Here is an 8,284-nt window from a genome sequence, read left to right on the forward strand (position 1 = left end):
CCACCGCCCTGGCAGCCGTGGCCGGAGTCACCGCCCTCGACGTCCTGTGCGGGCGTCACATGAGCAAAGCGCAGTAATTGGGGTCACAGAAACCGGATTAGCGATGCCCTTCCACTACACGTTCCCCCCTTGATAAAGGGTGTATAGACCGGAGTCAAGGGTTACAAGTGTTCGGGGACATGGGTGACACTTTTAAATCGATTTCTTTGATCTTGTGATGGCAGTAGTAGACTCCGTACCTGCCATCGACATTTGTGAGACGGAAGGCAACCCGTTGGCCTTTCAACGCCCGTGGGACACGGAATATTTTGCCACTGAAGAAGACCTCCCCTTTGTCCTGTACTTTGCGTACCAGGTCATCCGGACCATATTCGATAGGTGGTAAGGTTTCCGGAAAAGACCGCGAGCTTGGCTGATAGTGTGTAACGGGTGGTTTCATCCCTAAAGACTCATGGGGACGTTCAAGGTTGTAGATGTCCCTAAATAAGTCGAACTGGCGCTGGCAGTCTGCCAGATCTCGAAACTGACGACCTGCTATTGCTTCAGCTAGTAAGGTACGATGAAACCGTTCGTCCTTGCCCTGTGTCTGAGGATGATATGGCCGTGAGTGGCTCACACCTATACCCAGCCGGATCAGCCACGCCGTAACCACGGTCAGATCGACACTTTCGTCACCTCCCCAAGGACTGCCATTGTCCATCGTCATCCGATCGGGGAGGCCATACCGACGGAAGGCATCGGTTAAGGCGTTGATGACAGTACGTGCCGTCTCATCGGGGCAAGCCAAAAGGACAACGTTGAACCGAGAGTGGTCGTCTAATGCCGTCAACGGATGGCACTGCCCGCGGTGAGTCGGAATGGGCCCTTTGTAGTCTATCTGCCAAAGAGCATTGGGCCTGTCATGTTCAAACCGGGTATAGGCCGTATGTTTGCTAGATTGTGACGGGTCTATCAAGCCGTGACGGTGTAAGACAGCAGTTATTGTAGAGGGAGCCGGAACTCCTTCGAATCCGATGGCCTCCAGTCTAGCCTTGAGTTTGCGGCCTCCCCACGCTGGATGTTGTCTTCGAAGATTGATGATTGCTTCTTCGATCAACTCATCTGTCTTGTTCGGGCTGTTGTGGGGTTTTCGAGAATGATTCTCGAGGCCTGCAGCGCCAGATTCAGCGAATCGGCGCAGCCACTTGTAACCTTTATCCCTGCTGATTCCGAAATGCCGGCACAGCTGGGAGATGTTGCAGCCTTCTCGGGTTGCTAACATCACGAATTCTGTCCTCAGGGTCAAGGTATCCACCTCTTGCCAAGGCATGGCCACCTCCTAAGAGTGAAGTCACGACTTGGTAATAAGTGTCACCCATGTCCCCGAACATGTGTAACCTATGTCCCCAGTCTATACACCCTTTATCAAGGGGGGGACGGTTATCGAGCTATACGAGATAATTTCACCGCTTCCGTGATGACGTAGGAGGTGGAGAAACAACCATAAAAAAGGCCCCGGTACCTGACCGGGGCCTTTTTTATTCGAATTACCACGATTATTTCCAAATTGCGAGGATCTGCCGCGCCTACGTCCCCCCCTTGATAAAGGGGGGACAGGGGGGATTGCTTTTGGTGTTTTTAGCACAGCCGGCGCAGCAGCACCGCTCCCTTAAGCGTTCTTCGCAGTCGCGATGTAGAGGGGCTTGATGAAGTTCGCCTCGGTGGCGACGCGAACTTTTTCAACCACCTCGGGCGGCACCGCGGAGTCGAGCGACAGGATGACCATGGCCTCTCCCTTCTTCTCGCGACGGCCGAGGTTCATGGAGCCGATGTTGATGTCGGCCTCGCCCAGGATGGTGCCGATCTTGCCGATGATGCCGGGGCGGTCGCCGTAGGCCAGAAGCAGCATGTGCTCCTCGGGCCTGAAATCCATCTGGTAGTCGCGCAGCTTCACGATGCGCGGGATTTCCTCGAAGAGGGTACCGGAAACCAGACGCTTCTCGCCAGGGCCTTCGATGGTGATGGTGATCATGTTGGAGAAGGCTTCGCTCTGGGTCGATTTCGCCTCGTTGACCACGATACCCATGTTCTGGGCTACCAGCTGGGCGTTGACCATGTTGACGTCCTGCTCGACACGACGGTTCAGCAGCGAGGCAAGTCCGCAGACGGTGATCGGGGTGCAGTCGTGCTGGGCGATGCTGCCGGAGTAGGTGAAGGTGATCTTGTTGATGTTGGTGTCGACCAACTGGACCACGAAATCGGAGAGCACGTTCACCAGGTTGAGGTACGGGCGCATCTGCCCCATGAGCGAAGCGTCGAACCTGGGGATGTTGATGGCGTTCTCGATCGGCATCTCGTCGAGGTAATGGATGATCTCCTTGGAGACGTCGACCGCCACGTTGACCTGGGCCTCGAAGGTGTTGGCGCCCAGGTGCGGGGTGACAATCATCTTCTCCTGGGCGATCAACTTCTTGAGCACCTCGGAATCGGGCGGCTCCTGGGTCCAAACGTCGAAGGCGGCACCGGTGACCTTACCGGACTCCAGGGCCTCGACCATGGCCTCCTCGTTGTAGATGCCGCCACGGGCGCAGTTGATGAGGATGACGCCGTCCTTCATGGCGGCGATCTCCTTCTTGCCGATCATGTCGCGGGTCTCGTCGGTGAGCGGGGTGTGCACGGTGATGATATCGCATACCCGGATCAGATGGTCCAGGGTGACCAGCTTGACGCCCAGGTCGTGCGCCCTTTTCTCGGCGATGTATGGATCGCAGGCGATGACTTCGCATTCGAAGGCCTTCAGGCGGGTGGCGACGCGGCCGCCGACCTTGCCGAGGCCGATGACGCCGGCGGTCTTCCCTTTCAGCTCATAGCCGGTGAAGGGGGCACGCTTCCAGGCGCCGCTCTTGAGGGAGCCGTTGGCCTTGGTGACGTTGCGGCAGAAAGCCAAAAGCAGCGCCATGGTGTGCTCAGCGGCGCTGTTGACGTTTCCGAAAGGTGCGTTGACCACGATGACCCCTTTGGCGCTGGCGTAGTCGACATCTACGTTGTCGACACCGACCCCGGCGCGGGCCACCATTTTGAGGTTCTTACCGGCGTCCAGCAGGGGCTTGTCTACCGTGGTGCCGCTCCTGGTGATGATAACGTCGTAATCCCCAATGATAGAGTAGAGCTCCTCTTTTTTCAGTCCCAGCCTCACGTCGAGCTGCACACGCGGGTCGTTCTGCAAAAGAGCCAATCCTTCTTGAGCCACCTCATCGGTTACGATAATCTTCATTGCCTCTCCTTTGTTTGATGTTCTTCTGTTGGGTGCTGCTTAAAAAAAGCCTTTGGCCTGCTTGATGAACTTACCGACCTTCTCGCGATCTTTTTTGCCGGGAGAAAGTTCCACGCCGCTGGAGACGTCGACGCCGTAGGGGGCGACCTTGGCTACCGCGGCGGCGACGTTGTCGGGGGTCAGCCCGCCAGCCAGTATTACGGTACCTTTTTCCTTGGCGGCAATCGCGCACTCCCAGTCGAAGGTCTCCCCGGTGCCGCCATGAGCGTTGGGTGAGTAGGCGTCCAGCACGAAGCCGGCCACATGGTAGTCGGCCATGGGCGCCAGACTTTCCATCCCCTGCACCCTCAAGGCCTTCATCACCCGCCTGCGAACCAACCGGCAGTACTCAGGGCTCTCCTCCCCATGGAGCTGGACGATGTCCAGGCCGCAACGGTCGGCAGTCTCATTCACGTAGTCGAGTTCGGCATTGACGAAGAGACCGACAGCCTGGACAAAGGGGGGTAGTGCCGCGATGATGCGAGCCGCCCGCTCCGGCTCGACGTTACGGGGGGATTTTTCGAAGAAGATGAATCCCAGGGCGTCAGCCCCCGCTTCGGCAGCCAGCAGGGCGTCATCAAGCGATGTTATACCGCAGATCTTAACCTTTGTCATTCCTGTATACCCGCCTACTTACAGCACAACCTTGGGGAGCCGCTGCAGGGCCTCCCGGATCTTTTCCTCGGGGTACTCGAAGTCCTCGAGGTTCCCGGACAGGTAGGCATCATACGCCACCATGTCGAGCTGGCCGTGACCGGAAAGCCCGAACAGGATGGTGCGCTCCTTCCCTTCTTCCTTGGCCAGCACAGCCTCGTCGATGGCGGCCCGCACGGCATGGGAGGATTCGGGGGCCGGCACGATCCCCTCGCTCCTGGCGAACAACAGGGCTCCCTCGAAGCAGGAGTTCTGCTTATATGCCTTGGCCTCGATCTGCCCGGCATGGAGGAGCTGGGAGATGAGGGCGGAGTCGCCGTGGTAGCGAAGCCCGCCGGCGTGGATGCCGGGGGGGACGAAATCGTGCCCCAGCGTGTACATCTTGACGATGGGGGCCATCTTCACCGTGTCGCCGTAATCGAAGGCGTAGGTTCCCTTGGTGAGCGTCGGGCAGGATGCGGGCTCGACCGCCAGACAGCGCACCTCCTTGCCGGCGGCACGATCGGCCACGAACGGGAAGGCGATACCGGCGAAGTTGGAGCCGCCACCGCAGCAGGCGATCACCACGTCCGGGTAATCCCCGGCGATGGCCAACTGCTCCTTGGCCTCCAGCCCGATCACGGTCTGGTGGAGACATACGTGGTTGAGCACACTCCCCAGCGCGTAGTTGGTATCGGCATGGCTGGCAGCATCCTCGACCGCTTCCGAAATGGCGATGCCGAGGCTCCCCGGGTTGTCGGGATCGTGGGCCAGGATGGAGCGGCCGGCATTGGTGAACTCCGAGGGAGAAGGGATCACCTGCCCTCCCCACAACTGCATCATGCTTTTACGGTACGGCTTCTGGGTGCAGGACACCTTGACCATGTAGATGGTGCACTCCAGCCCGAACATGGAGCAGGCCAGGGCCAGTGAACTGCCCCACTGGCCGGCGCCGGTTTCGGTGGCCAGCCGGCGGATGCCCGCCTGTTTGTTGTAATAAGCCTGCGGTATCGCCGTGTTCGGCTTGTGGGAGCCGGCCGGCGAAACGCCCTCGTACTTGTAGTAGATCTTGGCCGGCGTTCCCAGAGCCTGCTCCAGGCGGCGCGCCCGGTACAGCGGCGAAGGCCTCCAGAGCTTGTAGATCTCCCGTACCTCGTCGGGTATATCGATCCAGCGCTGGGTCGACATCTCCTGCTCGATGAGGGCCATGGGGAAGATGGCCGTCATGTCGTCCGGAGTCACCGGCTGCAGGGTCTGCGGGTTGATCACCGGAGCGAGCGGTCCGGGCATATCAGGGATGATGTTGTACCACTGCTTCGGTATCCTGCTCTCCTCAAGCACAACCTTGGTGTACATACCGACTCCTTTCACGGGACCGTTTCAAGGGGGACAGGCACCTGCGGAGCCAGCCCCGATCATCGCCATTTCAAGGGGACAGGCACCTGCGGAGCCAGTTCCCGACCATCGACCTTGCTGTAACGGGATGTCAGCTCACCCGAGCAGTTCCCGCAGTTTCTCTCCTATGTCTGTTTCCCGCATCAGCGACTCGCCGATCAGGAAGGCGTGCAGCCCCTTCTCGGTCAGCCTGACGATCTCCTCGCGACGGTTTATACCGCTTTCCGCGACGATGAGCCGCCCTTCCGGTATCTGGGCGGCCAGACGTTCCGAGGTGGCGATGTCCACCCCGAAGGTGCGCAGGTTCCTGTTATTGATGCCGATCATGGTGCAATCGGTCTTCAGTGCGGTCTCCAGCTCGCGCTCGTCATGCACCTCCAGGAGGACGTCCAGGGCTAGCTCGCGGGCAAGCGCATGGAAGTCGCGCAACTGCGGGAGGTCCAGCATGGCGGCGATCAGCAGGATGGCGTCGGCGCCGGCGGCCCGGGCCTGGTAGATCTGGTAGGGATCGAAGATGAAGTCCTTGCGCAGAAGCGGCAGGCTCACCTGTTCCCGGATCAACGCGAGGTAGCCTAGATGCCCGAGGAAGAAGTGCTGGTCGGTGAGCACCGACAGGCAGCTGGCGCCGTTGTCCTGGTAGATGGAGGCGATCTCCAGCGGGTCGAAATCGGGACGAATGACCCCTTTGGAGGGAGAGCCCTTCTTCACCTCGGCGATGATGGCGGTCCAGCCGGATTCGCAGGCGTTACGCAGGGCGGCCTCGAAGCCGCGCGGGTGGTCTTCCAGGTCGGCGAGGCGGGCAGTGATCTCGTTGAGCGGCGCGGCGGCCTTCTCAGCGGCCAGTTCGCCCTGCTTGTAATCGACTATCTTCTTGAGGACGTCGGGTATCTGGGTCATCTCTTCTATGTTCCTCATCGTGTGAAGCTGATTGAAGCAACGCTCCCCTCGCCCCCTTATGGGAGAGGGGCGGGGGTGAGGGCGGCGCTTTTCTGGCAAGTCGCGGCAACCCTAACGCGCCCTTCGGGCACCCTCTCCCCTAAGGGGCGAGGGAAGATAAAACTTCGCCCGCCGTGAGCTGGAGCAGCTACTCTATCTCGTTGGTAAGGGCGACCAGTTTCTCCAATTGCCGGGCGGCCCGGCCGGAGTCGATGGTATCCTCGGCAATCCGTATCCCTTCCGCGACATCGGCAGCCTTGCCGGCGGCAACCAGGGCGTACGCGGCGTTCAACAGCACCACCTGCCTCTTGGGGCCGGGTTTGCCTGCCAGGATGTCCTTGACGATGCCGGCGTTGCCCTGCGCGTCACCGCCCCGCAGATCCTCCGCGCTGCAGCTTTGCAAGCCGAACTCTTCCGGGGAGATCTTGCGGATGGCGACCCCCGACTGGCTGACCTCCGCGACCAGGGTGCCGCCGGCTAGGGTGATCTCATCCATACCGTCCAACCCGTGCACGACGAAACCTCTCTTGCAGCCAAGCTTCTTAAGCACGTGGGCCAATTTTTCGACCAGATCCTCCCGGTACACGCCGAGCACCTGGCAATCGGCGCCGGCCGGGTTGGTCAGCGGCCCCAGCACGTTGAAGATGGTTCGGATGCCGATCTCGCGCCTGGGGCCTATCGCGTGCTTCATCGCGCCATGCAGGGCGGGGGCGAACAGGAAGCCGATGCCGACCTCGGCGATGCAGCGCTCCACCGTCTCCGGGGTGATGTTGAGGTTTACCCCCAGGGCCTCCAGAACGTCCGCGGAGCCGCAGGAGGAGGAAACGGCACGGTTGCCGTGCTTGGCGACCTTGACCCCGCAGGCGGAGACCACGAAGGCGACCGTGGTGGAGATGTTGAAGCTGTTGGTGCCGCTGCCGCCGGTTCCGCAGGTATCGAGGATGGTCTCCTGGTCGATGTTGATATCGTCGCGGTCGAGGTCGATCACCCTTTTGCCGACCCGGATGGGGGTGACCCGGTCGCGCATGACCCGAGCAGCCCCGGTGATCTCTTCGACCGTCTCACCTTTCATCCTGAGAGCAGTGATGAAGGAGGCGATCTGGGCGGGGGTGGCCTCGCCCGACATCACCTGGTCCATGACCTCGATCATCTCGGACTCGCTCAGATTCTGCCGTTCGACCACCCGTGCGATTGCTTTGCGGATCATGACTGCTCCTTACCTTTCACCCTTCACTGGTTTCTCGACATCTTCAGGAAATTCCGCAGCAGGTCCATGCCGCCTTCGGTCAGGATCGACTCGGGATGGAACTGGACCCCCCAGATGGGAAGGGTCCGGTGCTGCATGCCCATGATCTCGCCTTCGGCGACCCAGGCGGTGACCTCCAGCTCCTTGGGAAGCGAATCACGCTCCACGATCAGGGAGTGGTAACGGGTGGCGGAGAAGGGATTAGGAAGCCCCTCGAAGAGCCCCTTGCCGTCGTGGTGGATGGGGGAAGTCTTGCCGTGCATAAGGGTGGCGCTCTTGATAACCCTGCCACCGAAGGCGTAGCCGATCGACTGGTGGCCGAGGCAGACGCCGAGGATGGGGATCTTGCCGGCGAAGTGGCGGATGACCTCGACGGAGATGCCGGCCTCAGCCGGGGAGCAGGGACCCGGGGAGATGACGATGCGGTCCGGAGCCAGAGACTCGATCTCCGAGAGGGTGATCTTGTCGTTGCGGAAAACCCGCACATCCTCACCCAATTCGCCCAGGTACTGGACGATGTTGTAGGTGAAGGAGTCGTAGTTGTCTATCATCAGAAGCATGGGAACCTCTTAAAGGCCTAAAAACATAAAAACTAACAGCATTTTTAACAGGGATGAAGGGGATGAAGGGGATAAAAACTAAAAACAGGATCCTGGTAAGCCCTAAAGCTTTAAACCCCAGAATTTGTTCTAAGATGTTGAGTTAGCCTTAGATGTTATCCCCTTAATCCCCTTCATCCCTGTTAAATAAAGCCTCTGCTTTTTTCAGTTGAATCCCTGTTC

General features: G+C 59.8%; 7 protein-coding genes. All 7 read right to left on the minus strand.

What is annotated here, in order from left to right; all coding sequences use genetic code 11:
- Positions 1-154: 154 nt before the first annotated feature.
- Complete coding sequence (locus VJ604_RS06435) at positions 155-1,309, minus strand: IS481 family transposase (RefSeq protein ID WP_324080823.1); 1,155 nt, start codon at positions 1,307-1,309, stop codon at positions 155-157.
- A 339-nt stretch (positions 1,310-1,648) separates the two neighbouring features.
- Entirely contained in the window at positions 1,649-3,253 is a 1,605-nt protein-coding gene (serA, locus tag VJ604_RS06440; protein WP_324080824.1) for a phosphoglycerate dehydrogenase, read from the minus strand.
- A gap of 39 nt (positions 3,254-3,292) precedes the next feature.
- A complete protein-coding gene (locus VJ604_RS06445; RefSeq protein ID WP_324080826.1) occupies positions 3,293-3,907 on the minus strand; it encodes a phosphoribosylanthranilate isomerase in 615 nt (204 codons plus the stop codon).
- Positions 3,908-3,925: 18 nt separating this feature from the next.
- Positions 3,926-5,281, minus strand: coding sequence for a TrpB-like pyridoxal phosphate-dependent enzyme (locus tag VJ604_RS06450; protein WP_324080828.1), 1,356 nt, complete (start codon positions 5,279-5,281; stop codon positions 3,926-3,928).
- A 135-nt stretch (positions 5,282-5,416) separates the two neighbouring features.
- Complete coding sequence (gene trpC / locus VJ604_RS06455; RefSeq protein WP_324080834.1) at positions 5,417-6,217, minus strand: indole-3-glycerol phosphate synthase TrpC; 801 nt, start codon at positions 6,215-6,217, stop codon at positions 5,417-5,419.
- 187 nt (positions 6,218-6,404) lie between these two features.
- Positions 6,405-7,463 (minus strand): anthranilate phosphoribosyltransferase, encoded by a 1,059-nt coding sequence (gene trpD / locus VJ604_RS06460; protein WP_324080830.1) that lies wholly within the window; start codon positions 7,461-7,463, stop codon positions 6,405-6,407.
- Between the two features lie 23 nt (positions 7,464-7,486).
- On the minus strand, positions 7,487-8,062 hold the full coding sequence (locus tag VJ604_RS06465) for an anthranilate synthase component II (RefSeq protein WP_324080832.1): 576 nt from the start codon (positions 8,060-8,062) through the stop codon (positions 7,487-7,489).
- Positions 8,063-8,284 lie beyond the last annotated feature (222 nt).

Source organism: Geomonas sp., assembly GCF_035254065.1.
Lineage (GTDB): Bacteria > Desulfobacterota > Desulfuromonadia > Geobacterales > Geobacteraceae > Geomonas.